The organism is uncultured Psychroserpens sp. (assembly GCF_947501425.1).
Lineage (GTDB): Bacteria > Bacteroidota > Bacteroidia > Flavobacteriales > Flavobacteriaceae > Psychroserpens.
This window is the reverse complement of the sequence record NZ_CANMVN010000004.1, coordinates 262,531-279,626: the sequence shown is the minus strand read 5'-3', so window position 1 is coordinate 279,626 and position 17,096 is coordinate 262,531. Positions and strand designations below refer to the sequence as shown.

Here is a 17,096-nt window from a genome sequence, read left to right as displayed (position 1 = left end):
GAATCTTAAAATTTTAGTTTTAATTCAATTATTTGGATAGCGGAATACAAATTTAATAAAAATTAACATAAAATTATATGTTATATGTAATTTTTTAATATAAAAAATCTTACAAATATTTTTTTAAAAATTTGTTTGAGTTGTTTTTCCTTGCGTTAAAGAATTCTAATTAATTGAATGCTTCTTTTGAAAATTCCGTAAATTTGTCGCATCAAAACCATATATAATTACGAATGAAACAAGTCGCACCATATAATCCAAAGCATAAAGTTAGAATTGTTACCGCAGCATCATTATTTGACGGTCATGATGCCTCTATTAATATTATGAGAAGAATCATCCAATCAACAGGAGTTGAAGTGATTCACTTAGGTCATGATAGAAGTGTTGAAGAAGTGGTAAACACCGCTATCCAAGAAGACGTAAATGCTATTTGTTTGACATCGTATCAAGGTGGTCATAATGAATATTTCAAGTACATGCATGATCTTCTTGAAGAGAAAGGTGCAGGACACATTAAGATTTTTGGAGGAGGAGGAGGTGTAATTCTACCTTCGGAAATTAAAGAATTAATGGATTATGGTATCGATCGTATCTATTCACCAGATGATGGTCGTGAAATGGGACTTCAAGGAATGATTAATGATTTGGTTGAAAAATCTGATTTTGCCATAGGTGAGTCCTTAAATGGTGAATTTGATATCCTTCCGAAGAAAAATCCTAAAGCGATTGCTCGTGTTATTTCGTCTGCGGAAAACTTTCCAGATGTTGCTAAAGCGACTTTAGATAGAATTCATGTCAAAAATAAAAATTCTAAAACACCAGTTCTTGGAATTACAGGTACAGGTGGTGCTGGGAAATCTAGTTTGGTTGATGAACTGGTTCGTCGATTTTTGATTGATTTTCCTGAAAAAACTATAGGCATCATATCTGTCGATCCTTCAAAACGAAAAACAGGAGGCGCCTTGTTAGGTGATAGAATTCGTATGAATGCCATCAATTCTCCACGCGTTTACATGCGTAGTTTGGCTACACGTCAATCTAATTTGGCATTATCCAAATACGTTAATGAGGCGGTAGAAGTTCTAAAAGCTGCAGAGTTTGACCTTATTATTTTAGAAACATCAGGTATTGGTCAGTCAGATACTGAGATTATTGAACACAGTGATGTGTCATTATATGTGATGACTCCAGAATTTGGAGCAGCAACACAATTAGAAAAAATTGATATGCTTGACTTTGCCGATCTTGTAGCTATCAATAAATTTGATAAACGAGGATCACTCGATGCATTACGTGATGTGAAGAAACAATACATGCGTAATAATAATCTTTGGGATACACCTCAGGAAGATCTTCCAGTCTTTGGAACGATAGCATCACAGTTTAACGATCCTGGAATGAATACGCTTTACAAGGCCATCATGGATAAACTTGTAGAGAAAACAGATACTGATTTAAAATCTACATTTCATATTTCAGATGAAATGAGTGAAAAAATCTTTGTGATTCCACCAGCAAGAACACGTTACTTATCTGAAATAGCAGAAAATAACCGTGCCTATGATAAAAAGGCTAACGAACAGGTTGAAGTGGCTCAAAAGCTCTACGGTATTTATAAAACAGTAGAATCTGTGGCTGAAAGCACCCCAGAATTAGATAAAGCAGGTATTAATAATGAGATCCTGAAACAAGTTCAGGATGACAATAAGGATTTTGCAAGGCTTCTTATTGGAGAATTTGATCGTGTGAAACTTAATTTAGATCCATACAACTGGGAGGTAATTACAGGTTGGGAAGACAAAGTGAATACTTATAAAAACCCAATTTATTCTTTTAAAGTTCGTGATAAAGAGATCAAAATTGAAACGCATACAGAATCGTTGTCTCACACACAAATTCCAAAAGTAGCTTTACCTAAGTATCAGGCTTGGGGAGATATATTGCGTTGGACCTTACAGGAAAATGTACCTGGAGAATTTCCGTATACTTCAGGATTATATCCTTTCAAAAGAACTGGGGAAGATCCTGCACGTATGTTTGCAGGTGAAGGTGGTCCTGAACGAACCAATCGTCGTTTTCACTATGTGAGTATGGGATTACCTGCAAAGCGTTTATCTACAGCATTTGATAGTGTAACACTCTACGGAAATGATCCAGATCACAGACCAGATATCTACGGTAAAATTGGTAACGCTGGTGTGTCTATTTGCTGCTTAGATGATGCTAAAAAATTATATTCAGGTTTTAACCTGGCAGATGTTATGACGTCTGTGAGTATGACCATTAATGGTCCTGCACCAATGTTATTAGGTTTCTTCATGAATGCAGCAATCGATCAACAGTGTGAGATCTACATCAAGGAAAATGGATTAGAAAAAGAGGTTGAAGCTAAGATTGCTAAGATTTATATGGATAGAGAACGCCCAAAGTATAACGGAGAATTACCTGAAGGTAACGACGGACTTGGTTTAATGTTATTGGGTGTTACAGGAGATCAGGTATTGTCTGCCGATGTTTACAACAACATCAAAGCAAAAACAATTGCTCAAGTGAGAGGAACGGTTCAGGCAGACATATTAAAAGAAGATCAGGCGCAAAATACCTGTATTTTTTCTACAGAATTTGCATTGCGTTTAATGGGTGATGTACAAGAATATTTTATTGAAAATAACGTACGAAACTTCTATTCGGTATCTATTTCAGGATATCATATTGCCGAAGCTGGAGCAAATCCAATTTCGCAATTAGCATTTACATTGGCTAATGGTTTTACTTATGTTGAGTATTATTTGTCAAGAGGAATGGATATCAATAAATTTGGTCCGAATTTATCATTCTTTTTTTCTAACGGTATTGATCCTGAGTATGCTGTTATTGGTCGTGTAGCCAGAAAAATATGGTCTAAAGCCATGAAGCATAAATATGGAGCTAATGCCAGAGCTCAAATGCTGAAATATCATATTCAAACTTCTGGACGTAGCTTACATGCTCAGGAAATTGACTTCAATGATATTCGTACAACACTACAAGCGCTGTATGCTATTTATGATAATTGTAATTCACTGCATACCAATGCTTATGATGAAGCCATTACCACACCAACAGAAGAGTCGGTTAGACGTGCTATGGCCATTCAATTGATTATTAACAAAGAATTAGGGCTAGCTAAAAATGAAAATCCAATTCAAGGATCATTCATTATTGAAGAACTCACCGATTTAGTTGAAGAAGCTGTATTAATGGAGTTTGATCGTATTACCGAACGTGGAGGTGTACTTGGTGCTATGGAAACAATGTACCAGCGCAGTAAAATTCAGGAAGAAAGTTTGTATTATGAGACCTTGAAGCATAATGGACAATTCCCAATAATTGGCGTAAATACATTCTTAAGTAGTAAAGGATCTCCAACTGTTATTCCTGCTGAAGTAATTAGAGCAACTGAGGAAGAAAAACAATACCAGATTAGGACTCTTGAAAATCTTCATAGTGGTAATGATACTAAAACACTTTTAAGAGATCTTCAACATAAGGCTATTAACAATGAAAACATATTTGAAGCTTTAATGGATGTCTGCAAAGTCTGTTCTCTTGGTGAGATCACCTCGGCATTATTTGAAGTAGGAGGTCAGTATAGAAGAAATATGTAGCAGACATTATATCTGCAACACAAACACAAAAAAACCTCTTGTTTAATAAGAGGTTTTTTTTAGTTTATAAGGTCATCATCCAACTGCGTTGCAAGCGTTTAAATTTTCTAAGTTCTTTTTGAAGTATTGGTAAATAGTCTTTACCGTTACTATTGCAATGTTGTAAGCGATCACAGTTAAGATGTAAGCGATGCGTTAATCGTTCAATTGAAGCAATATGTTTATGTTTCTTTTCTGAAAAACGTTCCGCCTGAGCTTTTTCAATTTCTGGTGCAAGTGATTCAGATTGCTGAACAATATCTCCTGAAAAATAGATATCAGTGTCTTCAGAACCATCAGGTCTCAAATAAGATAGATCCTGATTGATATATGTGGAAATACTTCTTGACAATACAAGAATGTCCATAGCCTTTTGATATATAGGCAGTTCAGATAAGTGAGATGGGATATTATAATTCATTTTTCTAATAGCAAGGTTAACAAAATTAGTGACAAATAGGTAAAATTAACTTTGTAATTTAAAGCAAAAATGTATATTTGATTTAAATATTAACGTATATTTTTAATTTACTTTAAATGCAACTAGATACTCTAAATTGGAAGATTTTGAAATGCCTTCAGCTCAATGCGAGACAATCTCATACAGAAATTGGACGCCAAGTTGGTATCAGTTCACCAGCAGTTTCAGAGCGTATTAAAAAAATGGAAGATGCTGGTATTATTGAGAGTTATAACACTTTAGTATCACCTTTTGAAGTTGGATACCAACTCAAGGCATTGATTACACTAAGAGCATTTATGGGCATGTTAAAACCCTTTCTTGAAAAAGTAAAAACCTATAACGAGGTGATCAATTGCTATCGTATTACAGGTAATGAAAATATAGTCATGGAAGTTGTTTTAAAAAACCAAAAACATCTAGAAACCTTTATTGATCAGCTCATTGTATATGGAGAGACCAAAACACAAATCGTGTTATCACACGTCGTTAAACACAATGAGGTCAAACCTTTAAAGTAGTTGGTTACTTTTCAATGATAAGATGAGGTACATTGTCCAGTTTCCAATCAATGACCAATCCACCAGCAAGGCTCTTAGCAATCTCTTTTCCGTAGAGATATTCGCAGAGGTATAAAGCAGCTTCAAAAGATTTTGCGCCTCCAGCTGAAGTAATATATTTTCCGTCGTGTACAAACAGCACATTCTTTCTGATATCTAAATTTGGAAAGCGCTCACGCATGGTATCAATATCACTAGGAAATGTTGTTGATACAGAATGATCTAATAGTCCAGCTTGAGCTAGTACAAAAGCACCATCACAATGTGAGGTTATATACTGAGCGTCTTGGTCAACTCGTTTCACAAAATCAATCATGACTTTATCTTCAAGATCAGTATCTAAGTGATGTTCAGCACTTGGAACAACCAGAATATCAATTTTGGGTAACTCGTCAGTGGTGTAGTTAAAATCAGGTAGAATTCTCATGCCTTCAAATGTTACAATTGGATTGTTGGTTTTAGCTACAGTAAACACATTCATTGGCTTGATACTATCTCTAAAAATGGTATGTTGAAATATATCAAAAGGTGCTGTTAGTTCAGTATTATAAACACCATTCATAATAAGAAAGGCGACATTATATCGGTTGGGTTCTAATTTTGGGAGTTGTTTTTTGTCATGCTGAACTTGTTTCAGCATCTCATTATTTTGAACCTCTGTTTTATCGCTTGAAGTATTACAACTCACAACCAAAATTACTGAAAGTAAAAATAAAATTTGTTTCATTTTAATTTGATGTATTAACTCGCCAAGGTGGATTTTTTCTGTTCTTTCCAGCTTTAAATAATATAATTTGGTTGCCGTCAGAATCTTTTAAATGTGCCTCTCTCCACAGCCAAGGTTTATCCTCAACTTCTGAGGTAAATATAATTCCTTTTTGCTGAAGATAGCTTACATAATCGTCAAGATTATCTTCTTCAAAGTAAATGGTAATGCCATCGCCTTTTGGTAAATTCTCTACCTGATGGATTGAAAACGTAGCATTTCCGTCAGGACATTCAAATCTTACATATCTTGGTAAGGATTCAACAATGAGAATGAGCCCCAAAGTTTTATAAAATTCTGAGGCTTTTTTGACATCCAGTGACGGAATGGTAATTTGGTTGAGATTCATTGTGTTTCGTTTTTACGTTTCATATAAAATTTCAAGAACATTAACAGTAATACACATACAATAGCTAAAAGTGTAACAATAATCCATGTGTTATTAAATCCTAAACCATCCACTAGTTGTAGACCAATATTATGTCCGAAAATATGTGCTACGGAAAACGCCATAACATACATAGCCATGTATTCTCCTTGGTTTCCTCTTTTAGCACGTTGAATGGCAAAAGCGTTTGAAAATGGAAATGTTATCATTTCGCCTATGGTCATAAATAGCATTCCAATAATTAGAATGCCAACCCATGACGTGAAGGTCAAAATGATAAAACTGATGCCAAGCAGAATTGCTCCAAAAAGCATCAATCCAGTTTTTGTATATGATGTATTTTCCAACCACTTAATCAATGGCATTTCTAATGCGAATATTACAAAACCATTGAGCCCAAGTAAAAGTCCAATTTCAAATTCTGTGAGCGCATGCACATCTTTATAGTACAGAGGCATGGTAGAAAAATACTGAAGGAATATAATTCCGAATAATAGCATTGCTATAAAAAATATCCAGAAAGGCTTGTCAGTATAAACCGATTTAGGATTTTCAACTTTAAATTCATCTAGTGGTTTAGTGACTTTTGGGTTCAGTACTTTTACTAATAGAATTGTTGCAAGAATACAGGTTATACCGTCAATCCAAAACAAACCACTATAACCAATAGTAGTAATAATTAAACCACCAATTGCAGGTCCAGCTGAAAATCCGAGATTAATAGCAAGTCTGATTAATGTTACAGAACGTGTTTTGTTTTCTTCTTTACTGTAAGCGCTCATAGCAACAAACATTGCAGGTCTAAATGTGTCGGCAACAACCATAACCAGGAATATCCCAATACAAATGGCATTGAAGGTTTCAAGATATTGTAAAAAAATAAAAAGAATACCTGTTGATAATAAACTACGAACCATCACTTTATAATAGCCAATAATATCTGTTAGTTTTCCACCAATCCATGTGCCAATAACTGAGCCTAGACCATAGGCTGACATGATCCAAGCCACATCGCTAAATGTGAATTTTAAATTTTCAGTGAGATACAATGACAAAAATGGAATAACCATAGTTCCGGCTCTGTTGATGAGAGTCATAAGTGCTAACCACCATATCTCTTTTGAGAGTCCTTTAAATGTGTTGAGGTAATTGTTAAATAGTGTTTTCATTTTGATTGGTCGATCCTAGTATTTAGAATCTGATTGGTCTTTAAATGTAAAAAGTCCGACGATATCGTCGGACTTTTTATGATTGATTGGTTAAATAATTATATCATCATAACATATAGGAAGTCCGACTCTTCATAAAAGAGGTCTGTCTTTTTGTATATGTAATGACGCAGTTTTGCATTGTTTTGGTCTTATTGTACCTCAAAGCTATGAATTTTTTTTTAAAGTTGTATTTTTGATCTGGAAATTAGAATACTATGCGACACTTCTTTTACATTTTACTCATATTTACTTCAACCCTTAGTTGTGCTCAAGATAAACGACCAATTGCTGGTGAAACAGAGTTTCAAAGAGAGATCAATGCCGAATATAAAGATGCTACCACTTCACCTTTAAAGGATAAAGATCGAAAAACCTTTAAAGGCTTAGATTTTTTTAAATTCGATTCTATATTTGTTGTAAAAGCAAAATTTACAAGAACACCTAATGAGGAAGTTTTTAAAATGAAAACCACGACCAGTCGTCTTCCAGAGTATGTAAAATATGGAGAAGTTGAATTTGAGTTAGAAGGAGAAAAACGTCAACTTAATATTTATCAAAATCAAGGATTGATTAAAAAGGAGGGGTATGAAGACTATCTGTTTCTTCCGTTTTTAGACAATACTAACGGCGAGGAGAGTTATGGTGGAGGGCGTTACATCGATATGAGAATTCCTGAAGGCGATGAAATTGTGATTGATTTCAATAAGGCATATAATCCATATTGTGCTTATAATGAGCGTTACTCTTGTCCGATTGTACCAAGAGAAAACTACTTAGACCTTGAGATTAAAGCAGGAGTTAAGGCTTTTGATAAACATTAAGATTTTATCAAATACATTCCAAAGAAAACGGCTAAGAAGCCAACAATAAAACTTGCAATAGTGTAAATTGCAAAAGAGGTGAAATCTCCTGATTTTAACATGACGTGGTTTTCATATGCAAACGTTGAAAATGTTGTAAAGCCACCACAAAACCCTGTTGCTAAAAATAGAGTTTGATTAGATGTTAAGGTGTCATTTTTTGCTGCTATTCCCAGAATAATTCCGATAAGTAAACTTCCAATGATGTTTGCAGCAAAGGTTCCATAAGGAATTCCATTTTCAGCATTGTTTAGAAGTTTTCCGATAATATATCGCAATACACTTCCAAAACCGCCACCAACAAATACAAGTAATAATTGTTTCATTTATTTTATGGCCAAATAGATTTCAGTAATCCATTGAGCTGGATTAGGAACAGAAGTTGGGTCAGTTAAATAAGATTCTATCATTGGACCATTTTCAACTAATTCAAGATTATTCTCTTCGATATAAGTCATAGATGTATCCCATGCCTCTTTCAGGTTTTCATAATCGCCAGTAAGCACAGTTTTAAGCGCTTTAAATGGTTCTAATTGTCCTGTGATCACTTCAGGATCATTGCTGATAATCTTTGATGTTGTAGGAATACAGCAAGAGAACATGACCGCGTTATTTTCTTCGTCCCACTTATGATAGATGACAAATGGTTTTCCAGCCATAGTGATATTGTTTGCTAAGGCATAACCACCAATTTTTGGCATCATTTCCTGCATTTTTTGCTTAAAGTCAGAAAGTTTACAAGAGGTTGTGTTGTAAAGATAAAAGCCGCCACTATGTTGTGTGATTCCTTCAACGTTTACAGTATATTTTTTCATATCGACCATCAATATACTATCTAATTTTTCAAGACTTCTCTCATAATGCGGACCAATTTGTTTTTCCATTCCACCCGTAAAAGCTGCATATGCTTTAAATCCAAAAGGGAGGTCTTTACCTTGAATGGACCAGGTCACGTCGGTTGTGCCATTAGGGTTAGGTTTTAAATCCCAACGTACATCAGATTTAGGGAACTCAGCAAATTGCATTTCCTGAATAATTGTTGAGTTGGTTTTAGCATCGATGGTTTTCATGACACCTACACCATCAGCATCTTCCCATGAATAAGAACCATTAATGCCTCTGGTTTGTTCAGGATAGCTTAATGTCATCTCAGGATCTGACTCTACCCATGAGGACCAAGTTTCCCAGTTTTTAAAATCAATGATATTTTCATAAACTACACTCGCAGGTGCATTGATGGTTTTAGATCGTTGTACTTCAAATGAATTAGGTTGAACTGCTATGTATATTGCTAATCCGATAAATACAATTAACAGTAAGAACAAGATGTATTTTAATACTTTCATTTTGATTGACGCTATTAAATTGATTAGGTACCCAAAGATAATCAATTTTAGCAGATCAAGAGTTGAAGTAAAATGACTGCTAGTATTTACATTCTGTTTTTATTGATACTGAATTTCAATAGCAATAGATTGATTACAATTAGGCAGATGATTGTATATATGATAATCATAGTTAATGTTTAATTAGTATCGTTATTTTTTAGATTTGTCTTCTATTTTTAGAGGCAAATTGTATTAATAAAATTGAAAAATCCCCAATTAAGGGGATTTTTGTTGGTTGGATTAAACATGAATCTCCCTATGAAATAGCAGTCCAACCATAACTAACACTCCAATTATTGTTTTATGATACGCTTTTTTGTTGAACCTGACTTGGTTTCTAAGGATAGTATATAAATGCCACTGTTTAGCTTAGATATATCCATACTTTTATGTTGCTGATCTAAATGTTTTGATATCAACTGTTTTCCCTGGACATCGTATAGAATTGCTTTTAATATGTTAATGGAGTTTGGGAATCTTATGTGTATCATATTGCTGCTTGGATTTGGATGCACATTGATAAGCTCTTCAAGTTCGGTATCTGAAATGTTTAGGGTAGAACAGTCTTCACTGTAAGTCGCTATTGCATCTTTAAACCAGTTGGAATTATTTAAAGCAGCATTGGCATTATCAACTTGAATGCACGTTAAGTTAGGGTTGCCTGTAGCGTCTAGATAAGTTAAGGTCAATGCATCTTGCGTATTCCTATTGTTATTTCCATTCTTTATGTTTAAACTATTAAGTTGATTATTGCTGTGAGCTGAAATACTTTGTAAGTTGAAATTGCCAGACAGGTCTAAGTTGATCAGGTTAGTACTGTAAGCACCAAAAGATTCTAATAGAAGATTAGAGCTAACATCAATTGCAGCTATAGGATTTAATCCAATATTCAGATAAGTAAGTTGTGGGTTATTACCAACATACAAAGAAGTGAGATTATTTGCTCCGAGTTCAAGTATTCTTAAGTTTATATTTTGCGAAACATCTATAAAGTTTAAAGTAAATGTCTGGGAAGACACTGTTAGTTCTTCAAGTAATACATTCTGACTTACATTAACGCTGGTAATTGGGTTGTTGATTACATTGATTTTTGTAAGATTTGTATTAGAACTAAAGTCTAATGTTGTCAACGGATTTTGAATCGAGGTAAATTCTTCCAAAGCAGTAAAATCTTCAATCCCTGTGATATTAGAAACGTTCATAGACGATATGTCCAAAGCAGTTACATTTTCAATATTTTGTGTCGGAACTTGTCCGTCTATTGCCCCTGAATCGAGTCCGAGATTTATCAGTAATTGTTCGAAATTAGCATCAGAAATTGTGGTCATCACAACAGTTTGAGGTGTGTATTTATGCAGTTCATTCCCGAGGCCATTTCCGTTATCTGCACCAAAATATAAGGTGTTATTGAATGCAGCTCTATAGAAGGGGTTCGAACTTGTTGAACCTGGATTATAGTCTTCAATAAGTTGTGCTGATGGACCTAAAGCATATCTATATAATTCAAATCCTGTGCTAGGTTTTGCTGCAGAAAAATATAAAGAGCCATCTAATTCATCATAGAATATAATGTTGGTAATGTCTTCAGTTGTGCCTCCCAAAGGAATAGCAGTCTTTACGTCATTGGTATTAAGTTTTGCTAGCTGTCTCGTATTATTACTTGTGTTTATTTCAGAAAAATATAATTCGTTATTGAATACTTTCATTTCGAAGCCTATTGTAGTTGTAAACGCAGTAGCATTTGAGGTAGAAGTATCTAACTTAAAAAGCTGGATGTTAACCCCTTCGTTAAGAAGACCTAAATAGAGATAACCATTAAAAGATGTCATGTGAATGGGAAAGCTACTCAATGCACCAGGAAGAAATTCAAAGGCCAAAGTGACGTTGACTCCGTTGGTTTTATACAATTCCCATCCATTAGTACTTGTAAATCCTCTAAAGTAGAGCTCGTTGTTGTGAATCTCAAAGTCCTGAGGGCTGAAATCTCCTGATGGATTTACAGCGTCTACCAATCGAAATGATGAACCATTGAAGGCATATAATTGCTTGTTTTCATTGCTGAGACATGCCGATTTTGCACTCATATAAAGTTCATTATTATACACAAAGTTGTCATAAACTAAGAATTGATAGTTTCCGCAGAAAGCATCAAGAATTTGATCAGTTCCGAAGAAATTAATTCTCCAAAGTTGAGGTTCTGAAAATTCTCCAAAAGGCAATACAATGGACTTTACTGTTGCATACATTTGACCATTTAAAGGAATTAACTTTACAATCTGTACTGAAAAGTTAAACGTGTTAGCTTCTGTAACTGTCCCATTAGCATCTATTGAAAAAATACTTTGGTTGCCGGAAGAATTGTTTGCAATGAAATAAACTTTCCCGTCAAATTCGACAAATCCTCTGGGTGAACTGGCATTAGCTCCAAGATTGATATCTTGAACAAATTCCATTTGAGAAAAAGCAGGTTGCAAAAAGAAAAGGGTAATGGTTAGTAAGAGTAATACTCGTTTCATAATTAATAAGGTGTTGAATTAATAATTATGTAAACTTAGTTTTCTGTCTTAGGGGAAACCATACCCAATAACGGGTAAATCTAGAATTTGTATTTCTTTTCTAAGGCATATCGCATTAATTCACCTTTGCCTTGTAAACCTAAAATGCGAGCCATATTTTTTCTGTGCGTATCTACGGTATGAACTCCAATAAATAACTCATCAGCAATCTCACGGGAGGTTTTGCCTAAAGCAATAAGCTCGAGAATTTCTATTTGACGCTTGGTTAGTAGTCCTTTAGTTTTAGTAGTATTTTTTGAATCTAAGGCATTAGTATTAATATTAGCATCAAAATATGTGTCGCCTTTGGCTACAGTACGAATGGCATTGAGGACTTCAGTTAGTGATGAGTTTTTTAAGATGTACCCACTAGCACCAGCAGTAAGCATTTGTTGAATGGCATCTGTTTGGTCAAACATGGAAAATGCAAGAACTTTGATGTCCTTGTTAAAGCTTTTTATGCGTTTAGTAGCTTCAATACCATCCATTTTTGGCATTCTAATATCTGTTAGCACAACAGTTGGCCGCTTTTTTTCTACAATGTCAAGTAGCATTTCCCCATCATTAACTGTACCAATAATAGAAATATCATCTTCATATTCCAGAAGTAATTGTATACCATCAATGAGAGATTGATGATCTTCGGCAATAGCTAATCGTATCATAATGGAATGTCAATTATTATGGTTGTACCCTGATTTTTTTCTGATTCTATGGTCATTGATCCCTCCAGATGTTCTACGCGCTTGTCTATACTGCTTATACCCATGCCTTTATTGGTTTTGGTAATTTGACTTGGATTAAAACCTTTACCATTATCTTCTACCATAATATTAAGACTATCTTCATGATTGGTGATATGAATAGAAACCTCGTTGGCATTAGCATGTTTAATCACATTAGTGATGAGTTCTTGTACTATTCTGAAAATGGTAAGCTCAAGACTATTCTCTAATCGGTTTTCTAAACCGTGGTCTATAACATCAATAGTAATTTTATTTGCTACTGAAACTTTATCGGCCATGTCTTTAATAGCTTTTAAAAGACCTTGCTTAGCTATCACACCCGAATTTTTAGCATGAGCAACTGTTCTCACTTTGTCATAAGCTTCATCAATAAGCTGATTGGTTTTCGAGTAGAGCTCAGGAGTTTGCTTCTCTTTTAGCGCATTGAAATGGAGTTTCACTGTAGCCATAAGTCCGCCAAGGTCATCATGAAGGTCATTAGCAATACGCTGACGTTCTTTTTCCTGACCTTCAATCATAGCATCAATGGCTGTAAGTTCCTGTTCTTTTAAAACGGTAGCCAGTTTTTGGGTTTCGAGTGCTTTTTCCTGTTCGGCGAGTTTTTGTTTTCGTTTGGTGTTTTTAAAGAGGAGGAAGGCAATGATACTGCCTAGTGTGAGGCTGCCTCCTAAGCCAATGGCGATGTTTCTGTTTTTTCTGCTTTTGGCTTCACTCTCCAGACGACGCGCTTCACTTTCGGCTTTTTCAGCTCTGAGTTTTTCGTTGTCAAATTGCTCTTTAATTTCTGTGATAGCTATGTTTTGTTTGGTGTCATTGACATTTCCTTTTAAACTGTCTAATTTTTTAAGGTAATATGTAGAATTAATAAAATCTTTATTGAGCTCATAGGCCTCAGACATATTTTCATAAAGGATAATCTTACTTTTGGCTTCGTATTTGTCTAATGGAATAGAGTCAGCTTTGAGGTATAATCTAATAGCTTCATCATATTCTTTTAACTGTTTATATTGTTCTGCTTGATTATTATAATTATTAAATAAAGCGTTATTGTCTTGAAGTTTTTTATAGACGGGAACCACTTTTTTAGTGTAGTACATTGCGGAATCAATGTTCCCAAATACAGTTTGATGAACTGTGCCTATATTCTCTAGAGCGAAGGCTATATTTAAAGAATCATTTTTTTCTTTAGCAATGTCAATTACTTTTTTAAAGTATTTAATAGACTCTGATCCATTATCCCTATAAAGTAAATCTGCTGCAATTCTATGATATATTTTTCTTAGCGCATTGGAGTCTTTTCGGCTAATTGCTTTTTTATGCTCTTCATCTATTATATTATTAATTTTTTTGTAACGGTCCTTAAGGTTATTTTGGTGGCTTAAAATAGAAATTGTTAAAAAGTTAGCATCTGAAACGTCATTTACAGAATCCATACTTTCGAATAGGTCTTTAGATTCTAAAATATTCCTGTAAGCTTTATGGTGTTTGTCTAGATAAAACTGACAGTCAGCTTTAAAATATAGCCATGTGGCTTTTTCATAAGTTGTAAGTTTGCTTGTATCTATTATGGCAAGACGTTGTTCGGCAAATTCATAGTCTTCAGTATCATAGGCATTATAGAAACTTTCAAAGGTTGAGTTTTGTGCATATGAAAAATCAGCAAGCAGAAGGATACTTGCTGAGATAAATAGGTAGTATTTAAAATTGGTTTTGTTCAAATTTAATTACCTCCTTGTAAAATATTACCTTTTTTTCGCTCAGGTTGATTACCTGGACCACCATTTTGCGCAGGATCTACGAAGCACAATTCTAATTTAGGTTTTTCATCTTTGATGTAGTCGATGAAATCGAGTGTAATCTTTTCACTAGGAGCCAAAGTCATTCCATTTAAGTGTTTCTTTTCAGCAGTAAATGTACTTACTTGTGCTCCACCTTTAAAAACATGAATTTCTAATGTGTTTTGATCTTTACAATAATGAACATAATCTATTAAATGAGTAACATCATAATCGGTAAGAGTCAATTTTAGTTGTGTGACTTCTGAGTTGTCCCATTTGGTGAATTTCCCCTCCAGTAACCAGTAACCAGATTTAAAGAGTTCATAATTTGTTTGATCATCTTTTGTTTTAATTGTTATTGTTGCCATAAAAAATAATTTAAGAGTTATAAAAAATTGTCGAAATCCAATTTTGGCATTATCAAATATTCTGAATCTCCGATAAGCCTATAAAAAATATTATTGAGTTTATTGTGATAAGAATAATTTTCAGAATCACCCGCAAATAGAAGCCCAAGAGCTGAAGTAGAATGACCGTTTTTTGCAGATTTCAACAATACTGATCCTGAGTCTCCTGCTAAAGACATACATTTTGTTAATATTTGGTCTTTGAATATCCTACTTCCAGTTTTTGAGACAAGCTTATATTTGTCTTTAATTAGTACGGTACAGCGATCAGATCTAATAACACCGTGTGTTAAATTTGTAGATCTTCCACACTTCATCACATTTTGACCTATTTCTGGAGAATCAACGCCTTCTATTTTTAGATTGGGTAAGCATCGAATTCCAGAACCTATAGATTTTTCACAATTTGATTTTGCAATTGCTGCATCTACATATTCATCTAAATTAAACCAAAAGAGTGTAGCAATTGGATTTAAATCTGAGGTGTTATTATCATAAGTATCAGATTTACTTGGGTGTATTATTGTTTCATAGCGCTTTACATTTAGTTCTTTTCTTCTAGCTAAAACATGAAAATTTGATAAAAAATAAGAGCCGGTATGGTTTTTTAGTTTAAACGCCAACCCTAAACTACCACTAAAATCTTTGTGTAATTGATTATTGATTACACTGGTGCCTCCCGAAGGATTTTTATCTCTTAGTTTATAAGGATTATAGTGTTTATAATAGTCATCATTTTGAAGTGCTGGTCTGGTGCTTTCTGTAAACTCTGTTTCATCATTACTTACAGTCTTTGTGTCAAGTGATTTATTAATTTCCTGAATTACATTGTCAGAAAATGATTGAAGTCCAATTTGGAAAACGGGTAGCTTTTCAAACGCTATTTCAATTTTGTAATCATCGTCTAATTCAAATTTACCGTTTTCATCTTTATCGTAACTGTCTTTGATTATTGCGATATGAACAGTTTTATGCATCCTAAGAAAAACAGGACTAAAAACTATTGGTTCAATACTATTAAATAAATCTTCAGCATAATCTCTTTTCATTCAAACCTAGTTAATCGGATTAAACAAATACACTAATACAAAAACAGCAATAGCACCACCAGCAACAATAGTTGGTTGTTTATCTACCAAAGTAGCATGTTGGTTGTTTTGAGTGGTAATAAATGAACCATCATTATTGTAACTTACCTTTAGCATTCCAGGTATAGAAATACTCACAGCACTTGCTGCCAGAGCTGTGATGACTCTAAAGAACCAAAAGACAAACTCGTAATTGTCTTTGGTGAGCTCATTACTGGGATCAACTATTTTTTGTGAAATGTTGTTTAATGTAATTGCGGTAATTGCCAATGCGCCTATGGAAACAAGAAACATAACAAATGGTGGAACTGTTTTCTTCATAATGGTTGGTTTAGTCAGTTAATATTACAAAGATGAGAAGTAGGAACACATCAAAACATACCCAATAACAGGTATATTAAGTCAATAAGTTACGTAAAAAAGTGATAGTAAGGAGAAATTTCTGTCAATACGCAGGAAATTTCCGAAGAAATACAATTATACAAATATGTACTTGATGGTGGCAATCATAACCAGAAAAGCTATAAAGGCAATTAATACCCAAACACTTCCTTTGTAGTATTTTCTATGAAGCTTTAGGTCTTTTCGGTAAGCCATAAAAATGATGATCGCAAAGGCGATGGCGAATAAAATTCCAAAAATCAATTGACCGTTAGTAAACATATCTCTATTTTTATACAAAAATAATTAAACATTGTGTCTAACCCTATAAATAAAATGTGAATATTAATTTAATTTAAACAAATTATTATCAAGTTATACTATAGGTACGAAAAATAACTACATAAAGTTTTTAATATTAAATAAATACCATGAAAAATAAAATAGAAGCTGTTAAAGCATTTCATACAGCATTTAAAATAGGTCACAGAGAAACACCAAAAGCAGATTTAGGTCTTGAAAAAAATATGTTACGCTATAAACTCATGCGTGAAGAAAATGAGGAATATCTCGAAGCCGCTAATGATAATGATCTGGTAGAAGTTGCTGATGCTTTAGGTGATATGCTTTACATTCTTTGTGGTACAATTATAGAGCACGGACTTCAATACAAAATTGAAGAGGTCTTTGACGAAATACAACGCAGTAATATGAGTAAATTAGGTGAAGATGGAGAGCCAATTTACAGAGAAGATGGTAAGGTCTTGAAAGGACCTAACTATTTTAAACCACACATAAAAGAGATTTTAGAGTCATAAA

Annotated in this window: 17 protein-coding genes; 4 read left to right on the top strand and 13 right to left on the bottom strand. The window is 33.9% G+C overall.

Features of this window, described 5'->3' with window-relative positions:
* Positions 1 to 233 precede the first annotated feature (233 nt).
* Complete coding sequence (locus Q0951_RS08100; RefSeq protein ID WP_299336069.1) at positions 234 to 3,650, top strand: methylmalonyl-CoA mutase family protein; 3,417 nt, start codon at positions 234 to 236, stop codon at positions 3,648 to 3,650.
* A gap of 64 nt (positions 3,651 to 3,714) precedes the next feature.
* On the opposite strand, the gene Q0951_RS08095 is transcribed toward Q0951_RS08100, so the two are convergent.
* On the bottom strand, positions 3,715 to 4,110 hold the full coding sequence (locus Q0951_RS08095) for a hypothetical protein (RefSeq protein ID WP_299336068.1): 396 nt from the start codon (positions 4,108 to 4,110) through the stop codon (positions 3,715 to 3,717).
* Positions 4,111 to 4,226: 116 nt separating this feature from the next.
* Here Q0951_RS08095 and Q0951_RS08090 point away from each other — a divergent pair, with 116 nt between their 5' ends.
* Entirely contained in the window at positions 4,227 to 4,670 is a 444-nt protein-coding gene (locus Q0951_RS08090; RefSeq protein ID WP_299336067.1) for an Lrp/AsnC family transcriptional regulator, read from the top strand.
* 4 nt (positions 4,671 to 4,674) lie between these two features.
* On the opposite strand, the gene Q0951_RS08085 is transcribed toward Q0951_RS08090, so the two are convergent.
* The 3 genes from Q0951_RS08085 to Q0951_RS08075 are packed head-to-tail and all read right to left on the bottom strand — an operon-like array spanning position 4,675 to position 7,032.
* Positions 4,675 to 5,436 carry a DJ-1/PfpI family protein gene (locus tag Q0951_RS08085; RefSeq protein WP_299336066.1) on the bottom strand — a complete coding sequence of 254 codons (762 nt, stop codon included), beginning with the start codon at positions 5,434 to 5,436 and terminating at the stop codon, positions 4,675 to 4,677.
* Between the two features lies 1 nt (position 5,437).
* Entirely contained in the window at positions 5,438 to 5,824 is a 387-nt protein-coding gene (locus Q0951_RS08080; protein WP_299336065.1) for a VOC family protein, read from the bottom strand.
* Positions 5,821 to 7,032, bottom strand: coding sequence for an MFS transporter (locus Q0951_RS08075; protein ID WP_299336064.1), 1,212 nt, complete (start codon positions 7,030 to 7,032; stop codon positions 5,821 to 5,823). The genes Q0951_RS08080 and Q0951_RS08075 overlap by 4 nt, the downstream gene beginning before the upstream one ends.
* Positions 7,033 to 7,289: 257 nt before the next feature.
* Here Q0951_RS08075 and Q0951_RS08070 point away from each other — a divergent pair, with 257 nt between their 5' ends.
* A complete protein-coding gene (locus Q0951_RS08070; protein WP_299336063.1) occupies positions 7,290 to 7,895 on the top strand; it encodes a DUF1684 domain-containing protein in 606 nt (201 codons plus the stop codon).
* On the opposite strand, the gene crcB is transcribed toward Q0951_RS08070, so the two are convergent.
* From crcB to Q0951_RS08025, 9 genes are all read right to left on the bottom strand, one after another.
* Positions 7,892 to 8,260 carry a fluoride efflux transporter CrcB gene (gene crcB, locus Q0951_RS08065; protein WP_299336062.1) on the bottom strand — a complete coding sequence of 123 codons (369 nt, stop codon included), beginning with the start codon at positions 8,258 to 8,260 and terminating at the stop codon, positions 7,892 to 7,894. The genes Q0951_RS08070 and crcB overlap by 4 nt on opposite strands.
* On the bottom strand, positions 8,261 to 9,280 hold the full coding sequence (locus tag Q0951_RS08060) for an SRPBCC family protein (protein WP_299336061.1): 1,020 nt from the start codon (positions 9,278 to 9,280) through the stop codon (positions 8,261 to 8,263).
* 335 nt (positions 9,281 to 9,615) lie between these two features.
* The gene (locus Q0951_RS08055; RefSeq protein ID WP_299336060.1) at positions 9,616 to 11,838 is read right to left on the bottom strand and encodes a T9SS type A sorting domain-containing protein; all 2,223 of its coding nucleotides are present in this window, start codon (positions 11,836 to 11,838) and stop codon (positions 9,616 to 9,618) included.
* A gap of 80 nt (positions 11,839 to 11,918) precedes the next feature.
* On the bottom strand, positions 11,919 to 12,542 hold the full coding sequence (locus Q0951_RS08050) for a response regulator transcription factor (RefSeq protein ID WP_299336059.1): 624 nt from the start codon (positions 12,540 to 12,542) through the stop codon (positions 11,919 to 11,921).
* Positions 12,539 to 14,341: a sensor histidine kinase gene (locus Q0951_RS08045; protein WP_299336058.1), complete on the bottom strand. Its 1,803-nt coding sequence runs from the start codon at positions 14,339 to 14,341 to the stop codon at positions 12,539 to 12,541. Before Q0951_RS08045 ends, Q0951_RS08050 begins: the two co-directional genes overlap by 4 nt.
* A gap of 2 nt (positions 14,342 to 14,343) precedes the next feature.
* Positions 14,344 to 14,769 (bottom strand): hypothetical protein, encoded by a 426-nt coding sequence (locus tag Q0951_RS08040; RefSeq protein WP_299336057.1) that lies wholly within the window; start codon positions 14,767 to 14,769, stop codon positions 14,344 to 14,346.
* Between the two features lie 17 nt (positions 14,770 to 14,786).
* Positions 14,787 to 15,857, bottom strand: coding sequence for a hypothetical protein (locus Q0951_RS08035; RefSeq protein WP_299336056.1), 1,071 nt, complete (start codon positions 15,855 to 15,857; stop codon positions 14,787 to 14,789).
* A gap of 6 nt (positions 15,858 to 15,863) precedes the next feature.
* Positions 15,864 to 16,217: a hypothetical protein gene (locus tag Q0951_RS08030; protein WP_299336055.1), complete on the bottom strand. Its 354-nt coding sequence runs from the start codon at positions 16,215 to 16,217 to the stop codon at positions 15,864 to 15,866.
* A gap of 156 nt (positions 16,218 to 16,373) precedes the next feature.
* Positions 16,374 to 16,559: a hypothetical protein gene (locus Q0951_RS08025; RefSeq protein ID WP_299336054.1), complete on the bottom strand. Its 186-nt coding sequence runs from the start codon at positions 16,557 to 16,559 to the stop codon at positions 16,374 to 16,376.
* 149 nt (positions 16,560 to 16,708) lie between these two features.
* Here Q0951_RS08025 and Q0951_RS08020 point away from each other — a divergent pair, with 149 nt between their 5' ends.
* On the top strand, positions 16,709 to 17,095 hold the full coding sequence (locus tag Q0951_RS08020; RefSeq protein ID WP_299336053.1) for a nucleoside triphosphate pyrophosphohydrolase family protein: 387 nt from the start codon (positions 16,709 to 16,711) through the stop codon (positions 17,093 to 17,095).
* The last annotated feature ends 1 nt before the right edge of the window (position 17,096 follow it).